Below are 22,073 nucleotides of genomic sequence, written 5' to 3' on the forward strand. Positions count from 1 at the left end.
CGGGTGGCCACGGTGTTCTCGGCTGTCGGCCCGAAGACCAAAGGGGGAACCCCGGTAAGCGTGCCCTTCGACTGATCGAAGAGGAAGCCGAATCGATCCGGCTGGTCATCGCCATGCGTGATCAGGGAATGACGCTTCAAAAGTTCGCGGGAGAACTGAACGCCCAAGGCTTCCGAACCAAGGCCGGGGCCGAGTTCTCCCATGTCCAAGTCTGGCGAGTTCTTAACCGAGAGGCGTTCTATCGCGGCCAAGGTGTCATCACTCGAAGCGTCGAAGGTGGAGCTTCGGGAGCACACTCGGCCATCCTGTTAGCTTCCTCCGACAAGAAAAACCATTGCCCAATCTAGGCCAGCGAGCACTAGGGAGAACAGGGAAAGTACATAGGCTGCACGGAGTTGTGAGGCTTGCGAATAAGAATGGGGCCCTTTTCTAAAGACTTGCCAGATCACGCTGAACGCGATTATTGGCAGTCCTATTAGTGCTACTGGAACCAGTAGAGACAACGGGAATGCCCATGTGGGTATCGATGCTATTCCTAGAAGGATGAACACCGCATATGCAAACAATGGGTTCTGATCGCGGCTCAACACTACCAAAGCGGAGATAAACACGAGCACGGTGGCAACGAGTAACGGCCATCCCCATGACCCGTCGTACCAAGGGCCAAGACCCGTCACATTGAAGCCGAATGGCTCCATGGTGACGATGCTCCTGATCCACGTGCCAGACAGAACTGGTATCCCTAGACCACTTCGGATTATAAAACTGAGAATAGCAAGAACTAGGAATACGCTCGGCCAAAGGAAGTCTCTTGTCCTTGTCACCGCTTGTACTTCCGTTTCTTTGCCTTTCGGTCGCTCGGTAAAGTGGGAGCCCGTCCCCGAAGAACCTGGGAGCCTAGTTCCACCGCCCCGAGAGCGAGGGCGTTCAAGCCTGCCGCCGCGCGCTGTAGGTCAGGGTCGCGGCCATGAACAGGGACATGGCGCGAAACGCACGGGAACGGGAAAGGACAGTCAGCGACATCAGGGAACTCTTCGAATAGCTCCCATTATAGGGCACTTTGCTCGCAAACGTGCGAGTCAGGATGAAACAATGTAATGCTCGTCGGCTATCCTTCTCCATACCGTTTCCCAGTCGGGGCCAACACTTCGTAAACTGTTGTCAACGGTTTCCCCAGAGGTGAACTCCTACCGTTCCTACTCGTCTGCGAACAAGGTCTCCGAGCCAAGGCGAGGGACCGAGTTCACCCTTGTCCAAGTCTTGCGAGTGCTGAACCGAGAGGCGTTCTATCGCGGTCAAGGTGTCATCACGCGAAGCGTCGAAAACGTGGCTGTGGGAGCACACATCGCAATTATTCAGTAGTCATCGTATTTCTACAATGACTACTGAGTCTTTGATCGTCATCGATTTCATTGTAGTCGAATCAACAACGAGAGTTTCCTTAGTGCCTTTTGAGTTCAATAAGATGATCGTTAAGGAACCACCCACATATTCATCACACGTCAGAGTGGTACCCGACCGAGCAACCACGGAGTCACTTTGTCCGCGACTCTCACTGGTTGAGACCGTGAGATTTTCATTGCGGTAGTTCACAACAAAGATCGTCTTTGTGTGCGAACACCCGGAGAGGAAAAGGGCGAATGAACCAATCACCAGAAACCATGCAATGATCTTCAAAGCGATCTCCACAACTGTAAATTGTCAGCTAAGTCGCGCTGGAGTCTCGGCGTCCACCAGTTCGAACGCATAGAATCCCGGCGTGGGTTGTCCCCTCGGTACACCTTTGTCGGTCGCTCGGTAAAGTGGGGAGCCCGTCCCCGAAGAACCTGGGAGCCTAGTTCCACCGCCCCGAGAGCGAGGGCGTTCAAGCCTGCCGCCGCGCGCTGTAGGTCAGGGTCGCGGCCATGCACAGGGACATGGCGCGAAACGCACGGGCACGGGAAAGGACAGTCAGCGACATCAGGGAACTCTTCGAATAGCTCCCATTATAGGGCACTTTGCTCGCAAACGTGCGAGTCAGGATGAAACAATGTCATGCTCGTTGGCTATCCTTCTCCATACCGTTTCCCAGGCGGGGCCAACACTTCGTAAACTGTTGTCAACGGTTTCCCCAGAGGTGAACTCCTACCGTTCCTACTCGTCTGCGAACAAGGTCTCCGAGCCAAGGCGAGGGACCGAGTTCTCCCATGTCCAAGTCTTGCGAGTGCTGAACCGAGAGGCGTTCTATCGCGGCCAAGGCGTCATTACTCGAAGCGTTGAAAGTGGGGCCTTGGGGGCGCATTGAGCTATTCTTGCTTAAAGCGGTGTTTTTGAGTTATGTTCCTACTACAAGTAGCCTGTCGAGTATTATCCTACAGGACTAATCGTAGCAGGAATAATCCGAAGTGCAGCTCCAAGAGCGTAAGGAGCCAGTAGTACCAAAATCCATTCTTTCGCTTGCTGATCTCCTTGCTTGTTGAAGAGCGCCCAGAGACTACACGGAGGGCATATTACTATTACGAGTACGGCTAAATATATCAGTCCACCTCCTAACCAAGAGGCGGGAAGTGCATATGGTAGACATGAACCAGTAGCAATAATCAATACTGTTCTCGACACCTGGCCTAACCCAAAGAAGAGTCGAACCGCGAGCAATAAGGGAACTACTAGCGGAGCGAATGCCCAAAGGCAAACGACTAGGGACAAGGCTCCTAGCCCTGATGCCCAAAACAAGATCAACTCGATCATAGCTACCAGCGCGCCAGACAGGGCTCGAATGGTGACTGCTTAGGTCCATAACCCTTCGGGAAGCCTGTCCCGTATGCTTCTTCAATCCAATCGCTCCAACGTTGATCCCACCATTGAAATAAGCCAGGGCCGGCTGGGATGCATGGGGTTTGACAGATATCAGAGCGGACTTTTCCGTCAGCGTCTATGTAGTAGCAAGAACGCGTCTCCTTACCGTCTCCAACAATCCCGTTGCCTGGTAGAAACACGAACTCAGTGCGACCGTCTGGATGTATGATCAGGACCATATCCACGTCCATGTCGGGGTGAGTTACATATCCACGTGGCACTTCTGTATCTCGCCAACCGTCGCCAGGCATCCACGGAAAGTCTCCGAATGCAATGACCTTGCCACCAAAACCAGCAGTTACAGTAACCGAGACGGGATCATGCCAAGCTAGCCCGGTACGGTCTTGCCGGCTAAGAGGGTCATTATCGCAATAGAGATACCAATTGCGTCCATCATTGATAGGGTCGCGTGTAAGGAATCTTCCGGTAGAGGAGTCATAGTAGCTGTGCCCCAGAAGCCTCAGGCCCGTAGCATCCTCTTGATAGCCGAATCCGCCCGCATAACCGAAGGGACCGTTCCATGTCCCCGTAGAAGCAATGAGGTTGCCGAAAGCGTCGTACTGCCTGGATGCCGCCACCGTCTGGCCCGTCCCGCTCTGGGCGTCGGCATTCTTGGTGCCCGAATGAAGGAAGGTCGTGGCCGCCCTTCTTCGCTCGGAAACGCCCGGCGCGTAGGTTGCCGCTCCGTCGGAGAGCACTGGATCGGTGACGTAGGCTCCGTCCCGCAGGAAAGAGCGGCCCACCGAGTTTGTGGTCGAGCCCACGCGGGTGTCGAGGCCGTTGTAGACGTTGCTCTGGGAAACGCCAGGCCCGACGATGCTCGTGGCCCGGCCCTTGGTCTTTTTGGGCGGGTCGGGCGCGAGGCACACTTGAAAGCCCGGTGCCCCGATGATTGGGAGCAAGTCCGACATCTTGTCGATGTCGGCGGGCAGCCAATCGTGGGTCGGCTCTTTGTGGCTCATCGCTCACACCTCGTCTTCATCCTAGCATGGAGGAAGCTTCCAATCGGGCACCGATCACCGCGTCAACCAACACGTTCTTGCGATGGCATGATGACTGCGTCCACGCACCCGGCGAGGCCATCGAGAAACAGGCGTCTCGGTGCCATTCATCAGCAGCGCGGCAAGTGTGCTCAGCGCTTCCTGCATTGTCATGGCGGCTTTTACCGGACCCTCTCGGCGGGCCGCCACATGGCCCCCAAAGCCGGTCGGCGGGGGCGGCGCGAGCAAAAAGTGAGCGAAAGGTGAGCGAAAGGTAAGCGAAAGGTTAGCGAAAGGTCGGAGGGGGGCCTCCGCACGGCCGACGAGGACGGCTCTTTGACCAGCGCATCCAGGCCCTTGGAGCGGCCGGGGGGAGCGGCCGTCGTGACCCCGGTCGTCCCCGCCGGCGCCGCCCCGGCTCATCACATCTTGGCCACCTGGCACGCGGCGAGGAGGAACGCCCCCACGCCGTAGGCGTCGGTGTCCGCATACGACACCGAGCGGGGGTCGGCGCCGATCGGCTGCACCCAGGCCAGCCGTCCGTTGGGGTCGACCGCGCGGGTCATGGCGGCGAAGGCGCGGTCGACGGTGGGCTTGAACGCGGCCCGGTCGAGCAGTCCTTCGTTGACCCCCCAGGCCAAGGCGTAGCAGAAGAACCCGGTGCCGCTCGTCTCGGCGGCCGGGTAGGAGGCCGGGTCGAGCAGGCTGCTCCGCCAGTAGCCGTCCTTGGACTGCAGTCCCGCCACGCGGGCGGCCATCGCCTTGAACTGCGCCTCCAGCGGGGGCCGGACGGGGTCGCCCTTGGGGACTTGGCCGAGCACCCGGGCCAGCCCGGCGAGGACCCAGCCGTTGCCCCGCGACCAGAACACCTTCTTGCCGTTGGCCTCGCGGGTCTTGAAGTACCGGCTGTCGCGGAAGTAGAGGTGTTCGACGGGGTCGTAGAGGTAGTCGGACGTCTTCTGCCAGAGCCGGGCGGCCAGGTCGAGGTACTTGCGGTCGCCGGTCTCGCGGGCGAGCATCGCCAGGGTCGGCGGGCCCATGTAGAGGGCGTCGCACCACGCCCACTCGCGGTCGTGGACGGAGTCCTTCCATTCCAGGCTGCCGGTGTGGTCGGCGGCGGCGACATTGTCGCCCATCGCGCGGGCCGCGGCGAGCTCGCGCGGGTCGTGGTCATTGGCGTAGAGCTGCAGGTACGCCTGGCCCACGGCGTGGTCGTCGGCCATGAGCTTTCGCGGGCCGAGCTTCCAGGCGTTGGCCTCGCCGACGGCCCGCACCCAAGACCGGGCCTCCTCGTCGCCGGTGGCGGCGGCATAGTCCAGCACGCCCGAGTAGAGGGGGGCCACCGTCCAGTCGGTGGGCTGGTGCCGCGAGGGGTTGCTCCGCACCCATCGCCAGACCGCCTCCATTGTCCGCGTCGGGTCCGTCGCCGACCAGGGCCCGCGGTCCTCGTCGGCGGCCTGGAGGGTGGCGCGGTAGTCGGTGTAGTGGCGGTACTTCGAGGCGTTCTCCCACATGACGACCGGCCCCTGTCCGGGGCGGTCGCCCCGCACCACGAACGGCCGGACGCTGTCGTGCTTGCTCGCCCCGGTCACCGCGACATGGCTCCAGGTGTCACCGCCGTCGGCGGTGAACCACCGCTCGATCTCGAACCGGCCGCCGACCGGGCGGGAGAGATAGACGAACCGAGGGTCGGCGGGGTCCAGGCAGACGCCGCCCGAATAGTGGGGTTCGAGCTCCTTCGTGCCCGGTGGTGTCTGCGGGAACCACTTGCCTGCGTCCACGATCTTCCGGTCGACCCAACGGCGTCCGTCCCACCAGGCGTAGCGGTAGACGTGGTGGTCCTCGGCGGGCAGCCGGGTGTAGACGATGACGGGGTCCCCCTTCTTCGTGGCGGTGACGTCCCAGATCCACGCCCTGACGTTCTCTGCTTCTCCGTCGTAGACCAGGCCGGCCTGCTTGGGGTCGACGGGGCGCCCGTCGAGGCGGCCCACCACGCGGCCGGCGGCGTCGCGGAACGCCCCGCCCTCGTAGCGCATGTAATAGATCGAGTTCGTGGGTTCGTCGCGGGGGTGGCCGTCGGTGAAGGCGAAGTGGATCCGACGGACGCCGTCACCGGCGACCTTCATGTAGGGACGGACGCCCGGCCCCGTGCCGGGGGATTGGACGAAGACCCGGCCCGGCTCCCACGTCTTGCCCTGGTCGTCGGACCAGCTGAACGTCGGCTTCCAGTCCATGCCGCGCCAAAAGAGGTAGATGCGGCCCTTCTCTGCCGAAAGCGACTGGGGGTTCGGATAGGTGTAGGTCATCCGCGTCGCCTGTCCGTTCAGCTTCAGAGCCCGGGCGGGGCCGAAGCGCAGCGCACCGGCGCCTCCGTCGGACTCCGCCATCCAGATCTCGCGGCCCGCATGCTTGGAATAGAACGCCAGTAGCCGCCCGCCCGACAGGGGAAGGAAGGCGGGGTTGTCGTGGTCGTCCCGCTCAAACTGCCCGGCGAGGAGCAGGTCGGTCCCCTTCTTCGCCACCGGGTCGTAGTCATGGACGGTGACGTCACCGTCGGAGGCGACGCTCCCGGCGACGATCCGCCCGCGGAACCAGACCGCCCGTGGGTCGGCGAACCAGCACCATCCCCCGTCGCGGGCCACGACGTGGTCGTGTCCGAAGGGGGCCATGGCGAGGACTAGCGCGGCGAACATGGGTAGAGTCTATCCACGTCCGGCCTCTGGCCGGACGACCCGTCACCTTTCTCCCTCCCGCACGAAGGTCCCGGCGCACCGTCCGGCAGTCCCTGCGACCTTTGGTGGCCATGGGTAACAAGCGGTCATGGCTCCCCAGAGAAGAAACCGCCGACCAAGGGCGTTCACGCTCATCGAGCTCTTGGTCGTGGTCGCGATCATCGCGGTCCTTGCCGCCATCCTGTTCCCCGTGTTTGCCCAGGCCAAAGCGACCGCCAAGAAGGCGGTGTGCCTTTCCAACCTCAAGCAGATCGGCCTTGCGATCGCGATGTACCGCCCCGACTACGACGACTACAACCCGCGGTACCGCTTCTGCCCGGACCTTCCCGGCAACGAACTGTGCACGTATCTCACCAACCCGGTGCAATGGACCGGGCCGCAGGAGATCTGGTGGGCACCCTACGACAACTCGGTGGAGCCCGACTGGCCCGGACCCTACTACCACTGGAAGGGCGGGTTTCTCCAGCCTTACGTCAAGAACTTCCAGATCTTTAAGGACCCGTCGGACACGGTCTGGCAAGTCGGCTACGCCATGAGCTACGTCACCGAGGGGCCCATGGGCCGCAGCGCCAGCGAGGTCGCCAACCCCGTCGTGCTCCAGGTGTGGGACCACCGCCGCACGCCGGGTTGCGCCGACACTCGGACGGGCCACGCCGGACCCCCGTGGACGCCTTTCCCGCCCGAGGCCGACACCAAGCACACCCACTACCCCGACCGCCACACCGGGGGCTTCAACCCCCTGAGCCACGACGGCAGCGTGCGCTGGCGTAACGTCAAGAGTCTGAAGGTCTCGGATTTCATCGCCACCAGCGCGCCCTGACGGAATGGCGCAGGGTGGCCCCGGGAGGTGCCTACGCCCCTCCCGGGTAGGTCACGGTCGAGCCCACCCGGACTGGCGGGACGTCCAGGTATCCGGCGTCCTTTAACCCGGGCCAATACTCGTTGTTGCGGGTGTCCCGGTCCTTTGCCAACGGGCCGGCGCTGACGCACGTGGCCTTCCAACGCAGTCCACGACCCTGGATGTCCTTGGCCAGCGTTTCGTGGACCTCCGTCCGTCCCTTCGTGCGGATGTTGAACGTGAGGTCGTTGCTGAAGTCGCCGGGCTTGAGGGGCTTCAGGGCCGGCACGCGCACGCTGACCGACTCCGTGCCCGGGAGCACCAGGAACGAGGCTTTCGTCACCGACTTCCCCGGGACGCCGAAAAGGTATCCCGTCAAGACGCCCATGTCCTTGAAGTCCGTGTCGAAGCCGGTCTCCTTTGTGGCGAGGAGACGCGCCGGCTTGCCGAGCTTGATCTGGTAGAGCTCGGCCCGGACCTTAGCGGGCAAGACGTCGGGGACCCGGAACTGCCAGGTGCGAAACAGCTTGCCGGTCGGATGCTTGTTCAGTCCGTTGTGGTGGACACGGGCGAACTCGTAGGCCGGTCGACGGCCGACGTCCTTGACGCCCTCGACCTCGCCGATGACACCCATGTAGTAGCCGGCGACATAGAGGTCGACATAGTGGTCGGGCGTGCTCCCGGTCAGCACGACGTCGACCCGGACGTGTCCGCGGCCGCCGTATGGGTCGTCCACCCGCGTGGTCGTCAACGACTTGATTTGGATGTCAGATTTCTTGGATTCGATCCGGGGCTCTTTGCCGAGTGCGAGCCCCGCGGGCCTTTCCCACTTGCCGAAGACACCTAGCTCGGCTCCGACCGGAGGCAAGGCCAGAGTCCCGGTCGGGGGCTGGTTCGGCTGGAAAAGGCCACCGTCCTGGCTTACGGATATGGCTAAGGCGAGGGCAGAAACAATAACAGACATGCCCCTATCATATCAGGGTCATCGGCGAGGCGCCAAAAGATTCGTGCCGACCTCACCAAGTCATCCGGCAGTCCGCGCCCAGACCGGGAGCCGCCAACGGTTCGGCGGCGCGGGGACCGACAGATCGGGCTCGGGCATGCGGCGGTCGTCGACGTAGGGCGTGAGTCGGTGGCGGCCGTCACGCGAGAGCACGGCCAAGGGCCGGGAGAGCACCCGTTGTCGCTGGGCCCGGTCCAGCGGGAGGGTGACGGTGACCGTTTGGACGTGACCGGGCTGCCCGCCGCGCACGGTGACCTCCAAACCCTTGGCGGCGACGCGCACGGTCAGGCCGACTTCCATCGTCTTGGCGGTCGCGGCCCGGAACGCCTCGCCGAGCGCCTTGGTGGCTTTGCCCGCCCCGAGGTCTGTCCCGTCGACGACGACGGCCTGACGCCGGTCGACGAGGACCTTGACCATCGACCGGTCCTCCACACCAAGGCCGAGGCCCGCGACCCCCGTGTCCGGCGTGTTCTGGAAACCGACCAGGCACCCGACGGTCGGCTCAGGGACACCCCGCCGGACCGGCCCGACGAGCGAGGACTGCGGGTGCAGCGGGTAGTCCATGACCAAGGGGTCGTACACCGGGGTCTGGCCGGGCGGGAAGTTCAGGTTGGTCTGCGAGAAGGGGCCCGACTGCGGCCAGCCATAGGATATCAACGTGTCCCCGTCCTGCTCCCAGCCCCAGTCGACGTAGTGGAACGACGAACGGCGGGCCCGGACCCACGCGTCGAAGTCCGCGTCGAGTCTCGCCATGCCGAACAACCGCTCGAACAGGCGGGCTGACGGCCCTTGCCAGGCCTCGCCCGGCTTGAGCTTAGAAATCTCGTCGCGCCAGGTCCGGAAGCGGGTGAGCCGCTCGCGGTCGCTCGTAAAGAACGTGTAGATGAGGAAGCTGCGGGCCCGCGACTTGGGCTGCTCGCCCAGGAGTTGGGACAGCTTGAACGGGGTGCGGGCGAAATCCTCCAGGCCGTCGTCGTACCAGTTGGCGATCGTCGGCTTGTCGGTGACGCCCATTGTCAGACGCCGGGCCGACTCGTCCCAGACGTGGCTGGACAGCCCGTCGGCGACCCCTTCGAAGTACCACGCCGGCGTGTTGCCGACCGTCCCGTTCAGGCACATCTGGTAGAGATGGACGGCCTCGTGGAGCATGATCGCCCGCTGGTGGTATTGCAGCGAACCGCTGGGATAGACGAAGGCCGCCTTGACGCCCTCGAACGTGATCCCGCCTCCGTGGAAGCTCCAATTGATCCCGTCGCCGAGCAGCACCTTGCGGAGCGAGTCGGCGCTGGCGGCGTAGACCACCGCCATCCGCGTCGTCTCGTTGCCCGGCATTTCGCGCCCGAAGGCCTCCCTGTAGTGGGGGTACGCCAACTCCAGGAGGGTGACGAGGTGGCGGGCCCGCGCCGCGTCATAGTCGGTCTGCAGCGCGTAGTGCCGGCTGACGTACCACTTGAACCCCGGCGAGTTCTTCAGCCGGTCCCCCGAGAAGGTCTTGGGGACCTCCTGCCCCACGTCCCGGACCGTGACCGACCTGAGGGTGGACGTGCGGCCCGAGACGACCAGTTCCACCGGCGTCGCGAGGGGCGGCGGGACGTCGCGGCCGACGGCGGGGGCCGCCCCCGACAGCAGGGCCAGCAAGGCGAGGCACGTCTTCATGGTCAGGGGGTCCGGGCGGCTGGCGACGGCCGCACCGCCCCATTCTATCCCGGAGCCGCCCCGACGGCCAGACGCCCATGGCCCCGGCCGATGTCGGCAATAATCAGACCCGATGGCCGAGAACAAGGACGCCGAAGCCCCCGGTAACCGCACCCTCTCCAGTGCCAAGCGCGCCAAGCAGGACGAGTTCTACACCCAGCTCCCCGACATCGCCAACGAACTCAAGCACTACACCAAACACCTCAAAAACAAAGTCGTCCTCTGCAACTGCGACGACCCCTACGAGTCCAACTTCTTCCGGTACTTCGCCCTCAACTTCCGCGCCCTCGGCCTCAAAAAGCTCGTCTGCGCCAGCTACGCCGGATCGCCCGTCGTCGGCGGCCAGCTCCCCCTCTTCGAGATCGAGGGCCTGAAGGAACAGAGGAACAAGGAGCCCTACCTCGTCGAGATCGTCGAGGTCCCCGACCTGAACCAGGACGGCTCGGTGGACCTCGTGGACGTCGGCCTGCTCCTGAAACAGCGCAAGAACGTCGCCCGCCCGCTCCAGGGCGACGGGACCTACCCCGGCGGCGACTTCCGCAGCCAGGCGTGCGTCGCGGCGCTGAAGGAGGCGGACGTCGTCGTCACCAACCCGCCCTTCTCCCTCTTCCGCGAGTACATCGCCCAGCTCGTCGAGCACGACAAGAAGTTCCTCATCATCGGCTCGAAGAACGCGATCACCTACAAGGAGGTTTTCAAACTCATCAAGGAGAACAAGGTCTGGCTAGGGACCGGCTTCGCCAACGGCAACGCGTTCTTCCGCATCCCCGAGGCGAACGTCCGCGAGTTCGCCTCGGGCGTCTACGACCAGAGCACCGGCCTCGTCAAGTTCCGCAACGTCGGCTGGTTCACGAACATGGACAACCCGAAGCGGCACGAGACGATCCCGCTCTTCCGGAAGTACACCGCCGCCGAATACCCGAAGTACGACAACTACGACGCGATCAATGTGAACAAGGTCGCCGACATCCCCGTGGACTACGACGGGGCGATGGGGGTGCCGATCACCTTCTTCGACAAGTACAACCCCGACCAGTTCGCCATCCTTGACGCGAACGATCTCCGGAAGAAGAAGACTACGGCCCCTTTCAAGGAGCACGGGCTCATCAAGGACAAGGACAGCGCGATCAAGGGCAAGCCGACGTACGTCCGCGTGGTCATCAGGCGCAAGTGAGCCCCCGCCGCGCCGCGGCGGTCGGGGAATCTGCGACCCAGGTCTGGCCCGCCGCCTCGCCGCTCGAGGAATTTGCCGCGCCGGTCGAGACCGCCGCCTCGCCGGTCGGGGAATCTGCGACGCCGGTCGGGGCCGCCGCCGCTCCGGTCGAAGCATCCATGGCTCCGGTCGGGGCCGCCGCCGCACGGGTCGCGGCATTCATCGCGCCGGTCGGGGGATTCGTCGCGCAAGGTCGGACAATTCAGGTAGAAACACGACACCATGGCCGACTTCTTGAACCTGACCGAGACCGAGTTGATCTCGTTCGCCCAGAACTTCGCGGTGAAGCTGGCCGTGCACGAGCCGGTGCTGACGACCGTCGCCGCCGCCGACGTGACCCAGGCCAACACGAACTCGACGACCCTCGCCGCCGCGGTCAACACGGTGAACAACATCCGCGAGGACGCCCAAGAGTACACGAACGTCAAGAACATCATGCTCTACGCCCCGCTGGGGACGGCGGTGCCGACCGCGCCGTCGGCGACGGCCTGGGCCGACTTCCCCGTCGGGGCCATCGCGGGGATCGTCCCCTGGTACCGGCAGATCGCGGCGCGGATCAAGACGGACCCGGGCTACACCGTCGCGATCGGCCAGGACCTGGGGATCGTGAGCACGGGGGCCGCGCCGGGGGTCACCCCGCCGGTGCTGACGGGGACGGCCCTGACCGGCTACAACGTCGAGGTCGGCTGGAACCGGGGCGGCCACGCGGGCGTCCGGGTGCGCTCGCAGCGCGCGGCCGAGGCGACGTGGACGGAGATCGGGACGGACATGACCCCGCCCTTCGTGGACAACCGCGCGGCGCTGGTCGCGGGCGAGCCCGAGGAGCGGCGCTACCAGGCGGCGTATGTGGACGCCGACGTGGTGACGACCGACTGGTCGGCGACGCTGACGGTGATCGCGCATAGTTAGGGGGGAAGGTTATATGTCACTACCGACCAACTACATGGCGGGCGGGACCGGGAACGTCTCGAAGATTCTTGCAAAGATTGTCGAAGGAGCCCCTCCCGCCAAGTTTACGCAGGCTCACCTTAAGGGCATCGGCTTCAAAGCAAGCGGTGATCGGGCAATTCTGCCCGTTCTGAAGGCCATTGGCTTCCTGACCTCCGAAGGAGCGCCGACCCAGCGCTATCACGATTATCGAGACAAATCCAAATCGAAGCAAGTTCTCGGGGCCGCGCTGCGGGAGGCGTACGCGAGCCTGTTCCAGATCAATGAAAATTTATCGGAGTCTGATCGAACGGCGATAGAAGGCAAGTTTACATCTGAAGGCGGACTGGATGAATCGAAGTCAAAACTCGCTGCCGCCACGTTCCTGGCCTTCTGGAAGCTTGCGGATCATTCGGCGAAGGCGGGAACAATCCCGACCGAGCAAGAGGATGTCGAAGAGCTTGCAATAGGAGAGAAGGGAACGCCTGGAGGACGCAAATTTTCGACTGGCCTGCATTACAACATTGAAATCCACCTTCCTGCCACAAAGGATATTGAAGTCTTCAATGCGATATTTAGGGCACTCCGGGAGAACCTTCTTGAAGAGTAATCCGAAGGATTTGCGTGACTACTTGTTTCGGGGCTTGATGTTCGAACTAGAAGCCGAACAGTTCCGTCGCGCTGGCGTGCAACTCGGACACGATCTCAGATCGACAGAAGAAAGCCTGTTCGGCGAAGTACTTGCTTCCTTCGGTTTGAGCATGCGAAACGAGGCCTTGCAAATGGCCCGCCTCTACGCATATTTGAACTGCTTTGAAAACAGCGTCCGGGAGTTCGTCCGGGATCGCTTGGAAGAAAAGTACGGTACGAATTGGTGGGACTCGGCGGTTCCTGAGAAGATTCGAAGACATGCGGACTCACGGGAGGCAGATGCTGCAAAGAACTCGTGGCTCGAAGGCCAAAACAAAGGAAAGATCTATTGGATTGACTTTGGTCAGCTTTCCGACATCATCATTGCGAAGTGGGATGACTTTGAGGACGTCATCCCGACCCAAGCCTGGATCAAGCAGAAGTTCGAAGACTTGGAGAAGGCCCGGAATTTCGTAGCTCACAACCGGCTGCTACTGCCAGCAGAGTTTTCCCGAATCGAAATGCACTTAGCCGACTGGAATAAGCAGATCGGATTCTAGCAATGCCTACGGCATCACGGTCGGACACTTGATGACACTGCGAATCAAATCAACCAATAGCCTCTGGGCGGCGCACAGGGGTGCGACCGACGGTTTCCTGGATACGGACGCCATCGTATGGGGCCGATGAAATGAAGATCGAACTGCGCAGCGTGAAGGTCTCGGAGCTGGTCGCGGGCTACGTGGACCATCAGGAAGAGGGGGTGCGGGGCTACGGCGGCCGGCTGAACATCCGCCCCGCCTACCAGCGCGAGTTCATTTATAAGGACAAGCAGCGCGAAGAGGTGGTCCACACCGTGCGCAAGGGCTTCCCGCTGAACACGATGTACTGGGTCGTGGCGGGGGACGGCTTCGAGCTGATGGACGGGCAGCAGCGCACGGTCAGCGTCTGCCAGTTCGTGCAGGGCGACTTCGCGGTGACGATCGAGGGCGCGCCGTACTTCTTCCACAACTTGAGCGAAGTCCGGAAGCAGGGGATCCTGGACTACGAACTTCAGATCTATGTGTGCGACGGGACGGACCAGGAGAAGCTGGACTGGTTCAAGATCATCAACATCGCGGGCGAGAAGCTGACCGACCAGGAACTGCGCAACGCGATCTACACCGGGCCGTGGCTGGCCGACGCGAAGAAGTGGTTCAGCAAGACGGGCTGTCCGGCGTACGCGATCGGGGAGAAGTACGTGACCGGCTCGCCGATCCGGCAGGAGTTCTTGGAGACGGCGCTGGAGTGGATCAACGACGGGAAGGTCGAGGAGTACATGGCCGCGCACCAAGGGGACCCGAACGCGAACGCGCTGTGGGCGCACTTCCAGGCGGCGATCACGTGGGTCTCGGGGACGTTCACGACCCACCGCAAGGAGATGAGGAGCGTGGACTGGGGCCCGCTCTACCGCGACCATAAGGACAAGGTGTTCGACGCGGCGGCGCTCGAGAAAGAAGTCGCGCGGCTGATGCGGGACGACGACGTGACCAAGAAGTCGGGCATCTACCCGTACGTGCTGACCGGCGACGAGAGGCGCCTGAACATCCGCGCCTTCACCGACAACCAGAAGCGCGAGGCCTACGAGCGGCAGAACGGCGTCTGCCCGGTGTGCAAGAAGCAGTTCGAGATCGGCGAGATGGAGGCTGACCACATCAAGCCCTGGCACGAGGGCGGGAAGACAGACGCGGCGAACTGCCAGATGCTGTGCAAGGCCGACAACCGCACCAAGGGCGGGAAGTAGCCGGCTGGGGCATACTCAGGCCGGGTGAGCCCGACGATGACCGCGACGACGCCCCAAGCCAAAGCCCTGCGGACCGCGTGGTTGGTCGTCGCCCTCGTCGCGCCGGTCGCACTGCTGAACTACCTCGACCGGCAGATGCTCGCGTCGATGAAGTTCTCCGTCATGGCCGACATCAAGGACATCGGCACGGACACGAACTGGGGGGTCATGCTCGCCCAGTTCAAGTGGGTCTACGCGGTCTTCAGTCCGATCGGGGGCTACCTGGCCGACCGGTTCAGCCGCCGGTGGATCGTGTGCGCCAGCCTCTTCGTCTGGTCGGCGATCACCTGGTGGACGGGCCACGCCGACTCGTACCACACCCTGCTCTGGACGCGGACGGCGATGGGGGTGAGCGAGGCGCTCTACATCCCCGCCGCCCTCGCCCTGATCGTCGACTACCACACCGGAGCGACCAAGTCGCGGGCGGTGGGCGTCCACATGGCGGCGATCTACGTCGGCGTCATCCTCGGCGGGTTCTCGGGTTATGTCGCCGACGCCCCCGGCCTGGGCTGGCGGTTCGCCTTCACCGTCACCGGCGCGCTGGGCGTCCTCTACGCTTTCCCCCTGCTCTATTTCCTGAAGGACGCGCCCCGTCCCGTGGCCGCGGACGGCCCGGTGGCCAAACCCGGCCTTGGGGAGACGTTGCGCGCCCTGGTCGGCAACCCGTCCTTCCTCCTGCTCGCCGTCTACTTCACCCTTGTCGCCATGCCGGGCTGGATGATGAAGGACTGGATGCCGAGCATGCTGAAAGACCAGTTCAACATCAGCCAGGGCGTCGCCGGGGTGTCGGCCGGGCTGTACGTGAACGTGGCCGGGTTCGCCGGTCTGTTCCTGGGCGGCTGGATGTCGGACCGGTGGGTGCGCCGGACGGTGCGGGGGCGGACGTACGTCAGTGCGGTCGGCATGGCCCTGCTCATCCCCGCGCTCTACGGCCTGGGCCACTCGCCCAGCCTCGGGGTCGCCGTCGCGTTCCTCTCGCTGTTCGGGCTCGGTTTCGGGTTGTTCGACTGCAACAACATGCCGATCCTCGCCCAGCTCGCCCGGCCCGAGTTCCGCGCGACGGGCTACGGGCTCATGAACTTCCTGAGCGTGAGCATCGGCGGGTTCGCCGACATCGCGGTCGGCCACATGAAGGACGGCGGGGCCTCGTTCGAGACGATCCTCGGCGTCGGGGCCGTGCTGGTGGCGGTGAACGTCGCGCTGGTCTTGCTCGTGCGGCCGAAGCGTGAACTGACGCCCGAACTGGCGGCCTGACCACATGACGCTGAACAATCCCGAAGATCTTCCCCTGGCCTTCGTCGAGGCGTGGAACCGTCGCGACGCTGACGGCATAGCCGCGCTGTTCGAAGAGGACGCCGAGTTCGTCAACGTCACCGGGCTCTGGTGGCACGACCGCGAGTCCGTCCGGAAGGCGCACGCCTACGGGCTCGCCCATATCTTCAGCGAGTCGACGCTCAGCATCGGCACGATGCGGACGAAGCGGCTGTCCGACGTCATCGCCGTCGTGCAGGTGCGCATGGTCCTCTCCGGCCAGACGGCGGTCGCCGGGGTCGTCAAGCCAGGCACGCGCCATACCGTCTTCTCCTTTGTGGTGCGCCGCACCACCGCCGGCTGGAGGTGCGTCCTGGCTCACAACACCGACGTCGTCCCGGGCATGGAGACCAACGTGGTGGACGAAGGCGGCAATCTCCGCGCGGTGGACTATCGCCAGACATGACCCGCCTCGCCCTCACCGACGATGGCACCGCCAGCCGCCACGTCACCCTTCTCGGGCCACAATTTGCCCGAGGACCAAGACGTGATCCGCAACAAGACGACCGCCCCTGATTTCGCCCTCCTCGACGAGACGGGGACCACACGCACCCTGGCCGGACTGCGCCAGGGCCGACCGCTCCTCCTCCTCTTCCTCCGCTTCGCCGACTGCCCGACCACGCGCCGCGACCTGCTCGCCTACGCCAACGTCTGGGGCCGCGTCCGCTCCCTCGGCGCGGAGATGGCGGCGGTGACCGTCGAGCCGCCCGACGCCCACCGGCGCCTCAAAGAACGGTTGGAACTGCCCTTCCCACTTCTGTCCGACGAGGGCTTCGCGGTGTCGGAGCAGTACGGCGTGTACCGCTCGGACGAAGTGGACGAGGGCCCCCAGCCCCACGGCGAGCCCGCGGTCTACGTCATCGACGCCGACGGCGAGGTCGCTTATGGCCAGGTCCTTTCGGGCCCGAAGGGCATCGCCAACCCGGCCGAGGTGGCCATGGTCCTCCTCTATATGCGCGACCACGGCGGCAAATACTGGTAGGAGAGGTCGGCTTTCGTCCTAGGTGGAAAGATGAATGTAAGACTCATGTATAATGGTGACGTGCCATGAGGCTGAACGCACAGACCGACTACGCCCTGCGGATCATGATGGTGCTCGCCGCCAAGGGCGGGGAACCCGCGACGATCCGCGAGGTCGCGCTCCGGCTCGACCTTTCCCGGGCCCACATGATGCAGATCGCGGCGAAGCTGGCCGCCCACGGCCTGGTGAAGACCACCCGGGGCCGTGCCGGTGGGCTCTTGCTCTCGCGCGAGGCGCACCAGGTCACTGTCGAGGACGTGGTGAAGGCGATCGAACCCGACTTCGCCCTCGTCCAGTGCATGCAGCCCATGACCAAGTCGGAGTGCCCGCTTGATTCGGCGTGTCTGTTGAAGGGGGCCCTGGGCTCGGCTTTGGGGGCGTTCTTTGCCGAACTGCGGTCGGTCAGCCTGGCCGACCTGGTCTCCCCGAACCGGGCCGAGATCACCCAGATCTTCCGCTTGCACATGGCCACCCCCGAATTGGCCACGGCCAAAGGAGGGGTCGACTGATGCCCTACGTCATCACCGAGCCCTGCATTGGAGTCAAGGACCGCTCGTGCGTCGCGGTCTGCCCCGTCGATTGCATCTACGAAGACGACTTGATGCTCTACATCAACCCCGACGAATGCATCGACTGCGGTCTCTGTGAGCCGGAGTGCCCGGTCTCCGCCATCTTTGTCGAGCACGACGTGCCCGTCCAGTGGGCCGACTACATCGAGAAAAACGCCACCGAGGGCCGCCGCATCGCGGCCGTCTCCAACCACCCCGTACCCTAGAAGGACAAAGACCATGACCACCCTCTTCCAAGACCGACCTGTCGGCCAACTCGTGGCCGAGCAGCCCGCCCGCTCGCGCGTCTTCGAACGCTGGGGCATCGACTATTGCTGCGGAGGCCGCAAGACCCTCGCCGACGTGTGTGCCAAGAAGGGTCTCGACACTCAGGCGGTCGTGAACGACCTCGAGGCCAGCGACGCCCAACCCCAACCGCCCACCATCGACTGGACAAAGGAACCCATGGCCAAGCTGGCCGACCACATCCAGGAGGTGCACCACGGCTACCTGCGCGACTCATTGCCGCGCCTGACGGCGATGACCGAGCGTGTCGCCGACCGCCATGAGGAGCGCGACCCCCGCTTGGTCGAACTCCGCGACGTCTATGCCCGGTTCCGCTCCGACATGGAGTTCCACACCGAAAAGGAGGACAAAATCCTCTTCCCGGCCATCCGGTCGCTCGACGGCCAGGGCGAGGTGACGGCGATCTCCCGGCGCATCGCCGAGCCGATCCAGCACATGCTGGACGACCACGACGACGCCGGCGCCGCGCTTGAGCGGATGCGCGAACTCACCGACGGGTTCACCCCCGCCGAACATGCCTGCAACACCTGGCGGGCGATGCTCCAAGCTCTTGCCGAGTTGGAGGCCGACACCCATCTGCACGTCCACTTGGAGAACAACATCCTGTTCCCTCGGGCGATTGAAGCCGCCCAAGCCCTGTAAACGTTCCCTCCGCCGAGCCACCACGAGGCGCGCCACGCGCCCGTGGTAGGCTCGGCCCCATGTTCGCTCCCGTGGTCGCCGCGTGCGCCCTTCTGGCGCCAAAGACCGAGAACGTCCTGTTTGTCTTCACCGACGGCCTGCGTTGGCAGGAAGTCTTCACTGGCGCGGAGGCCGACCTGGTCGGCAAAGACAAGACCTACTGGGCCGAGACGCCGGAGGCACGCCGTGCCGCCTTGATGCCCTTTACTTGGAGCGTCGTCGGCAAACAAGGACAGCTCTTCGGCAACCGGACCAAGGGCAGCGACTGCCAAGTCGCCAACCCGCTGAAGTTCAGCTATCCGGGTTACAGCGAGACGATGCAGGGCTTCTACGACCCCGTGATCACGAGCAACGACCCCGTCCCCAACCCGAACGCCACCGTCTTTGAATGGCTGGCGAAAAAGCCCGAGTTCAAGGGCAAGGTCGCCGGGTTTGCCAACTGGGACGTGGTCTCCGCGATCTTCAACAAAGCCCGTTGCGGCTTCTTCACCCAGTGCGGCCCGGAACCGATCAGGTTCGCCGACACCCCAGAGTCACGGCTCTACAACAAGATGCTGTCGACGACAAACCGTCCGTTCCCGCCCGACCCCGACGACACGTTCACCCACGAGGCGGCCCTGATGTACCTGAAGGCGAAGAAGCCCCGGGTCATGGCCGTCCTCTACGGCGAGACGGACTCTTGGGCGCATTCCGGCGATTACAGCAAGTATCTGAGCGCCGTCCACCGCTTTGACACCTGGATGCGCGAAATCTGGGAGACCGTCCAATCAATGCCCGGATACCGAGGCAAGACCACCATGGTCGTGACGACGGACCATGGCCGGGGCGTGGGCAAGGAGTGGACGTCGCACGGGCAAAAGATCGACCGGGCCGAGCAGACCTGGATCATGGTCGTCGGCCCGGACACACCGGCCCTTGGCGAGCGGACGAACGTCCCCGCCGTCACCAACGGGCAGGTCGCGACGACTATCGCCGCCCTTCTGGGGCAGGACTACCGGGCCGCCCAACCGAAGGCGGCGCCCGTGCTCCCGGTCATCGCCTCACGTAGGTAGGCTTGGGGGAGGGAGTCCTATGGTCGTTGCCGCCACCGCCCTGGTCCTCTCGTCCGTCGTCCGGGCGGACCGGCCCAATATCGTCGTGATCTTCACCGACGACCACGCTGCCCAGGCCGTCTCGGCCTATGGCTCACGGATCAACCGCACCCCGAACATCGACGCCATCGCCCGCCGCGGTGTGCGGTTCGACCGCTTTTACACGGCCAATCCGATCTGCGCACCGAGCCGCGCCACGATGCTCACCGGCAAGTACAGCCACATCAACGGCCACAAGGACAACTCGACCTCCTTTGACGGGTCGCAGCCCACGTTCCCGAAGCTCCTGCACGCCGCGGGCTACGCCACCGCCTTGATCGGCAAATGGCACCTGGAGTCGAAGCCCCAGGGGTTCGACCATTGGGAGATATTGCCCGGCCAAGGCTCCTACTACAACCCAGACTTCGTCAACCCTTCGGGCACCCACCGGGAGACCGGGTACGTCACCGACCTGATCACCGACAAAGCCCTTGGTTGGCTTGACGCACGGCCCAAGTCCGCGCCTTTCCTTTTGATGGTGCAACACAAGGCCCCGCACCGGAACTGGGAGCCGGCGCCGCGCCACTTCCCCCTCTTTGCCGACCGCGACGTCCCCGAACCGGCGGACCTCTTCCGTGACTACGACGGACTGGCGTCGGGAGCCGCCGCCACGCTGATGCGGATCGGCCGCGACATGAACCCCAAGGTAGACCTGAAGTTTGGCTACACGCCGCCGCGCATGAACGCGGAGCAAGCCAAAGTTTGGGACGCGTTCTATCGCCCGCTGGACAAAGAAGGGACAGTGCCCCTCCAAGGGAAGGCGTTGGTGCGCCGGAACTACCAGCGGTACATCAAGGACTACCTCCGGTGCGTCGCGGCGGTGGACGACGGGGTCGGCCGTGTCTTGGACTACCTCAAGCGTTCAGGACTTGAGAAGAACACCGTGGTGGTCTACGCCTCCGACCAAGGCTTCTTCCTTGGCGAGTTCGGTTGGTATGACAAGCGTTGGTTCTACGAACCGTCAAGCCGCACCCCGTTGATCGTCGCGTGGCCGGGAGGGGCGGCCGGCAAGGCGACGTCGCGCCTCGCCTCCAACGTGGACGTCGCCCCGACCCTCCTCGACCTTGCGGGTGTGGCGGTCCCTCGCGACATGCAGGGGTATTCGCTCAAGAGCCTCTTGCAAAACCCGGCGGGCAAGCCGGTGAGGACCGAGGTCTACGGCCACTTCTACGAGAGCGACGACCCCGACCATAAGGCACCCCGCTACATGGCCTGGCGAGACGAGCGCCACAAAGTGATCTTCTACGACCAGCTTGGGGAATGGGAGCTTTTTGACCTTCAGCGCGACCCGGGAGAAACCCGGAACCTCGCCCGAGACCCAGGGCAACATGACCTGCTAGTCCAGACGGGGACGCGTCTTCTGGCGGAGATGCGGGCGGTGCGTGAGGAACCCGACGCCATTGCCAAAGTCGAGACTGGCCTGAAGTCCCTTCAGGCCAGGCCGGGCGTCGGCGCGTGCATGCCGTCCTCGACGGTAAGGAAGGTCGCGAAATGACCTTCCGGCTCCATGGCCTCGTCGCCGCGACCCACACGCCGTTCGACGCCCACGGGGAGCTGAACCTGGACGCCGTGGACGCTCAGGCCGCCCATCTCGCCAAGAACGGCGTCACGACAGTTTTCATCGGGGGCAGCACGGGCGAAAGTCATTCGCTTTCCCTGGACGAACGCCTCGCCATGACCGAGAAATGGACAACTATAGCCTGCGAACATGGACTGGGTGTCGTCGTCCACGTCGGGTCGAACTGCCTTCGAGACGCCTGCGCCTTGGCCGCCCACGCGGCGTCGCGTGGTGTGGCGGCGGTCTCCGCCCTCGCCCCGATGTACTTCAAGCCGAAGTCGCTTGACGTCCTCGTCGACTGCTGCGCCGAAGTCGCCAGAAGTGCCCCCCAGGTGCCGTTCTACTTCTACGACATCCCGGCCCTGACCGGCGTGAACTTCTCGATGCCCGAGTTCCTCGCCCGGGCACCGGAGAAGATCCCCAACCTCGCCGGTATCAAGTTCACCAACCCCGATCTGATGGCATACCAGAACTGCCTGCGCACCCCGTTCGACATCCCTTGGGGAGTCGACGAATACATGCTCGGGGCCCTGGCCCTGGGAGCCAAGGGTGCCGTCGGCAGCAGCTTCAACTTCGCCGCGCCGGTGTACCACCGCTTGGTCTCGGCGTTTGAAGCGGGGGACATGGGGACGGCCCGACAGGAGCAGCTGAAGTCCGTCCGGCTCGTCGAGCTGCTCGCCTCCTACGGGTACATGGCGGCGGCCAAGGCGACGATGGGTTTCCTCGGGGTGGACGTCGGCGCACCGAGACTGCCCAACGCGGGTCTTACCGCCGACTCAGTGGCCCGGCTGAAATCCGACCTCGACGCCTTAGGGTTCTTCGATTGGGTGGCGACGCGATGAT

Annotated in this window: 20 protein-coding genes; 16 read left to right on the forward strand and 4 right to left on the reverse strand. The window is 64.0% G+C overall.

Annotation, left to right across the window (positions count from 1 at the left end; translation table 11 throughout):
* A partial coding sequence (locus KF857_03410) for a recombinase family protein (protein ID MBX3111032.1) occupies positions 1–347 on the forward strand: 347 nt, incomplete at its 5' end.
* 2,382 nt (positions 348–2,729) lie between these two features.
* Here the strand turns inward: KF857_03410 and KF857_03415 are convergent.
* Positions 2,730–3,797, reverse strand: a complete 1,068-nt coding sequence (locus KF857_03415; GenBank protein ID MBX3111033.1) for an RHS repeat-associated core domain-containing protein — start codon at positions 3,795–3,797, stop codon at positions 2,730–2,732.
* Between the two features lie 440 nt (positions 3,798–4,237).
* Positions 4,238–6,508, reverse strand: a complete 2,271-nt coding sequence (locus KF857_03420; protein MBX3111034.1) for a glycoside hydrolase family 88 protein — start codon at positions 6,506–6,508, stop codon at positions 4,238–4,240.
* Positions 6,509–6,635: 127 nt separating this feature from the next.
* Between KF857_03420 and KF857_03425 the strand changes: the two genes are divergently transcribed.
* Positions 6,636–7,367 carry a type II secretion system protein gene (locus KF857_03425; GenBank protein ID MBX3111035.1) on the forward strand — a complete coding sequence of 244 codons (732 nt, stop codon included), beginning with the start codon at positions 6,636–6,638 and terminating at the stop codon, positions 7,365–7,367.
* 31 nt (positions 7,368–7,398) lie between these two features.
* Here the strand turns inward: KF857_03425 and KF857_03430 are convergent, their stop codons facing one another.
* Positions 7,399–8,349 carry a hypothetical protein gene (locus KF857_03430; protein MBX3111036.1) on the reverse strand — a complete coding sequence of 317 codons (951 nt, stop codon included), beginning with the start codon at positions 8,347–8,349 and terminating at the stop codon, positions 7,399–7,401.
* A 60-nt stretch (positions 8,350–8,409) separates the two neighbouring features.
* A complete protein-coding gene (locus tag KF857_03435) occupies positions 8,410–10,044 on the reverse strand; it encodes a hypothetical protein (protein MBX3111037.1) in 1,635 nt (544 codons plus the stop codon).
* Positions 10,045–10,156: 112 nt separating this feature from the next.
* On the opposite strand from KF857_03435, the gene KF857_03440 reads away from it, so the two are divergent.
* The 14 genes from KF857_03440 to KF857_03505 all read left to right on the forward strand — a co-directional run bounded on the left by KF857_03440 (position 10,157) and on the right by KF857_03505 (position 22,072).
* On the forward strand, positions 10,157–11,257 hold the full coding sequence (locus tag KF857_03440; protein ID MBX3111038.1) for an adenine-specific methyltransferase EcoRI family protein: 1,101 nt from the start codon (positions 10,157–10,159) through the stop codon (positions 11,255–11,257).
* 261 nt (positions 11,258–11,518) lie between these two features.
* Entirely contained in the window at positions 11,519–12,205 is a 687-nt protein-coding gene (locus KF857_03445) for a hypothetical protein (GenBank protein ID MBX3111039.1), read from the forward strand.
* A gap of 13 nt (positions 12,206–12,218) precedes the next feature.
* On the forward strand, positions 12,219–12,833 hold the full coding sequence (locus KF857_03450; GenBank protein MBX3111040.1) for a DUF5343 domain-containing protein: 615 nt from the start codon (positions 12,219–12,221) through the stop codon (positions 12,831–12,833).
* A gap of 37 nt (positions 12,834–12,870) precedes the next feature.
* On the forward strand, positions 12,871–13,413 hold the full coding sequence (locus KF857_03455; protein MBX3111041.1) for a hypothetical protein: 543 nt from the start codon (positions 12,871–12,873) through the stop codon (positions 13,411–13,413).
* A gap of 131 nt (positions 13,414–13,544) precedes the next feature.
* Positions 13,545–14,636, forward strand: a complete 1,092-nt coding sequence (locus KF857_03460; protein ID MBX3111042.1) for a DUF262 domain-containing protein — start codon at positions 13,545–13,547, stop codon at positions 14,634–14,636.
* A gap of 24 nt (positions 14,637–14,660) precedes the next feature.
* Positions 14,661–15,929 (forward strand): MFS transporter, encoded by a 1,269-nt coding sequence (locus KF857_03465; GenBank protein MBX3111043.1) that lies wholly within the window; start codon positions 14,661–14,663, stop codon positions 15,927–15,929.
* A 4-nt stretch (positions 15,930–15,933) separates the two neighbouring features.
* A complete protein-coding gene (locus KF857_03470; GenBank protein MBX3111044.1) occupies positions 15,934–16,392 on the forward strand; it encodes an SgcJ/EcaC family oxidoreductase in 459 nt (152 codons plus the stop codon).
* A gap of 81 nt (positions 16,393–16,473) precedes the next feature.
* Positions 16,474–16,968 (forward strand): redoxin domain-containing protein, encoded by a 495-nt coding sequence (locus KF857_03475; protein ID MBX3111045.1) that lies wholly within the window; start codon positions 16,474–16,476, stop codon positions 16,966–16,968.
* Between the two features lie 65 nt (positions 16,969–17,033).
* Positions 17,034–17,516, forward strand: coding sequence for an Rrf2 family transcriptional regulator (locus KF857_03480; protein ID MBX3111046.1), 483 nt, complete (start codon positions 17,034–17,036; stop codon positions 17,514–17,516).
* Positions 17,516–17,782, forward strand: a complete 267-nt coding sequence (locus tag KF857_03485; protein MBX3111047.1) for a 4Fe-4S binding protein — start codon at positions 17,516–17,518, stop codon at positions 17,780–17,782. The genes KF857_03480 and KF857_03485 overlap by 1 nt, the downstream gene beginning before the upstream one ends.
* Positions 17,783–17,795: 13 nt before the next feature.
* Positions 17,796–18,503, forward strand: coding sequence for an iron-sulfur cluster repair di-iron protein (gene ric / locus KF857_03490; GenBank protein MBX3111048.1), 708 nt, complete (start codon positions 17,796–17,798; stop codon positions 18,501–18,503).
* 59 nt (positions 18,504–18,562) lie between these two features.
* The gene (locus KF857_03495) at positions 18,563–19,594 is read left to right on the forward strand and encodes an alkaline phosphatase family protein (protein ID MBX3111049.1); all 1,032 of its coding nucleotides are present in this window, start codon (positions 18,563–18,565) and stop codon (positions 19,592–19,594) included.
* A 19-nt stretch (positions 19,595–19,613) separates the two neighbouring features.
* The gene (locus tag KF857_03500; protein MBX3111050.1) at positions 19,614–21,167 is read left to right on the forward strand and encodes a sulfatase; all 1,554 of its coding nucleotides are present in this window, start codon (positions 19,614–19,616) and stop codon (positions 21,165–21,167) included.
* Positions 21,164–22,072: a dihydrodipicolinate synthase family protein gene (locus KF857_03505; GenBank protein MBX3111051.1), complete on the forward strand. Its 909-nt coding sequence runs from the start codon at positions 21,164–21,166 to the stop codon at positions 22,070–22,072. The genes KF857_03500 and KF857_03505 overlap by 4 nt, the downstream gene beginning before the upstream one ends.
* Position 22,073: the final 1 nt, after the last annotated feature.

This window comes from Fimbriimonadaceae bacterium, from assembly GCA_019638795.1.
Taxonomy (GTDB): domain Bacteria; phylum Armatimonadota; class Fimbriimonadia; order Fimbriimonadales; family Fimbriimonadaceae; genus JAHBTB01.